The 2,719-nt window shown below is 53.1% G+C and carries 2 protein-coding genes; both read right to left on the minus strand.

Going from position 1 to position 2,719, the window contains the following annotated elements:
* Positions 1-11 precede the first annotated feature (11 nt).
* Complete coding sequence (gene queG, locus V6D20_17955) at positions 12-1,031, minus strand: tRNA epoxyqueuosine(34) reductase QueG (protein HEY9817667.1); 1,020 nt, start codon at positions 1,029-1,031, stop codon at positions 12-14.
* 3 nt (positions 1,032-1,034) lie between these two features.
* Complete coding sequence (locus V6D20_17960) at positions 1,035-2,234, minus strand: bifunctional oligoribonuclease/PAP phosphatase NrnA (GenBank protein ID HEY9817668.1); 1,200 nt, start codon at positions 2,232-2,234, stop codon at positions 1,035-1,037.
* Positions 2,235-2,719: the final 485 nt, after the last annotated feature.

The following is a 2,719-nucleotide window of genomic DNA, read 5'->3' on the forward strand; positions in this document are numbered from 1 at the left end:
TCGTGGTGATTTTAGCGATCGCTCTCTTGCTGCCGCTCCTGCTCTCCGGATTCCTGTTCCAGTGAGGTACTCCGTCGGTGGGCGAGGGCTGCCTGGGCATTGCGGCGTACCATGGCGGGTTTAATGCGTCGCAGGGCGGAGGCTCGAAAGCGGCGATCGCAGTCTTCGTCGGTGCTAACTGCTAAGTCGGCTAAGATTGGCGCAATATTCCAAGGATAGGGCTGAAAGTCTGGTATGTCGGTTTCCTGGGCAAAACGCTGATTCCAAGGACAAACATCTTGGCAGATATCGCAGCCTGCGACCCAGCCCTGCATCTGGCTAGCGATCGCCTCGGGAAGCTGGTCATCGCGGTTCTCAATTGTGTGATAGGCGATGCAGCGATTGGCGTCTACCACAAAGGGTTGGGCGATCGCTCCGGTCGGGCAAGCGTCCATGCAACGGGTGCAGGTGCCGCAGTGGGGAATATGGGGGTGATCGGAGGTGAGGTCAAGGTTAGTCAGCACTTCGCCGAGGAACACCCAGGAACCGTAGTCGCGGGTGATCAAATTACCGTTTTTGGCCACCCAGCCAATGCCAGCCTGTTCTGCCCAAAACTTATCTGAGACAGGGCCCGTATCGACGTAGTAGCGAGTTTCGATACCCTCACCCTGCTGTTCAATCCAGGTAGCCAGCGCCTTCAGCCGTGATTGCAAGACGCGATGGTAGTCGCGCCCCCAACCATAGCGGGAGATTTTGCCGTGGCTAGGATCATCGCTATGGGCGTGGGGGGTGTAGTAGTTCAACGCCACACAGATAAGCGATCGCACCGTGGGCATTACCTGGTAAATATCTTGCCGTTTAGGGTTAGTCATCCAAGCCATGTCAGCCTGGTAGCCCTGGTTGAGCCACGCCTGCAGGCGCTGGGTAGCTCCGTCGCGATCGGCGGCTTCAACGCTAGCAATGCCGACCCGATGGAAACCGAGGGATTGAGCCTGCTGTTTAATGCTATCGCTTAAGCTTATCTGATTTGTATAGAGTTCTGAATCTGTCATGGTCTACATCGTGCGAATCTCGCCCTCTTCTGGATCCACCAACCGCTCCAGCTTTTGCTTGATCTGAGCATCGAAGACTTGCCATTTGAGCTGGGTATATTCAGAATTTTCGTTGTATCCAGTTAAAAATCCCATGGGAATCTCGAAGCCGCCAGCCATAGCGCGTCCGCCGCCAAAGAAGCGTCCCTGGTTATCTTGCCCAAAGGCCTCTTTGATGAACTCATCGGGATCTAGGGTTATCTTATTGGTGCGCAGCGATCCAATCACCACTTCTAGATCTTCGTCTTCGTCATAGACAATACCATAGACGACAGCCGTATGGACATTCTCTTCGGTAACTAAAAAGTCGGCGGCTTGGGGAATAGCATCCCGATAGTCATAGCGCAGATAGCCAATTCCAGAAATAGAGAAGTTATTTTCTAAGACCCGATTGCGCAAGGCTCGTTCAATCACATCCATAACTTGCTTTGATCGGGACGCTTGTAATACGGCATTTAACAGTTGGGAATCATGAAACCGACTGAGAAAGCCTGCCGCCAAAAAATCTTCTTCCTGAGCGTGCATCAGTCCATTGGTATCCGATCGCAGCCCATGGATGAGAGCCGTAGCACATTTCACATGCTCTCGATTACCTGTATCAAATTTAATCAGCCCGGCTTGGATATATTGAGTAAAAATAGTGGCGGTAGCGCGGGTATAAGAACGAATGTCAGCAAATTCTGGTTTGAGGTCATCCTGGACGCTGTGGTGATCCACAATAATTAGGGCAGGAATGTTAGCAGATTGCACCAACGATAGGAGTTGGGTGGTGCCGCCTTGGCTGTCGATCAGCACATAGCCTTGATAGGTGGATAGATCTCGCTCTCGGGCTTTCTGCGGTGTCCAACGTTGCACTGGCAGCCCTGTGAGTTTCACAAGAGCAATATTTTCCTGATGGCTGAGGGTGCCTGCGTAGACTAAGTCACAGCGGATTTCATACTGTTTGGCAATCAGTTGAAAGGCCCAAGCGCAGGACAGGGCATCGGGATCAGGAAAATCCTGGAGCAGCACCAAAACGCGATCGCCCCGATGATGGTCGAGCACCTGTTTTAGCTCCTGAATCTTGCGATCGCTTTCGTGGCAGGACGACGATGGCTTCTCTGCCGGATGGGAGGGAGATGGGGAGGGTTGAGGATGGCTCAGGGCATGGTCAGAATCAGTCACAGATCGAGTTGGCTCCGTTACAACAGGGATGAAGTGGGTTAAACAAGGAGTAGGAATGGTTGGAAAGACGCTAGGGTAGCCCCCAATTGATCTCATCGTCACTTTTCCAGCTTAAACGATCGTCTGTCTTGCTGTCGTCATCCTCGGGGAGGGCAAAAACCGTCTCTGTGGTGCCTTTTCCTTGACCAGCGATCGCCCCCTCCCACAGTGATTACCGTGGGAGGGGATGATCCGAGATGTTCTTGAGAAGCTTAGGACTTTGCAACCCTTGGTAGGAGGTTTCATAGCAAGTCCGGTTGAATCATGGGACATCCTGCCTTCGACCCTCCTGCCGTCCTTGTGTCCATGGGCCACAGGCATCGGGATACTGCTCCACCCTTGAACGAATCCTGTGTCTCACCAGATTTGGTATGAGTTTGCGGTTCATCCCCTGATTCAGCATCACCTTGTCCGTTTCACCGCGGCCGCTAGGGGCCAATCCTAGG

The sequence above is a fragment of the Candidatus Obscuribacterales bacterium genome, from assembly GCA_036703605.1.
Taxonomy (GTDB): Bacteria; Cyanobacteriota; Cyanobacteriia; order RECH01; family RECH01; genus RECH01.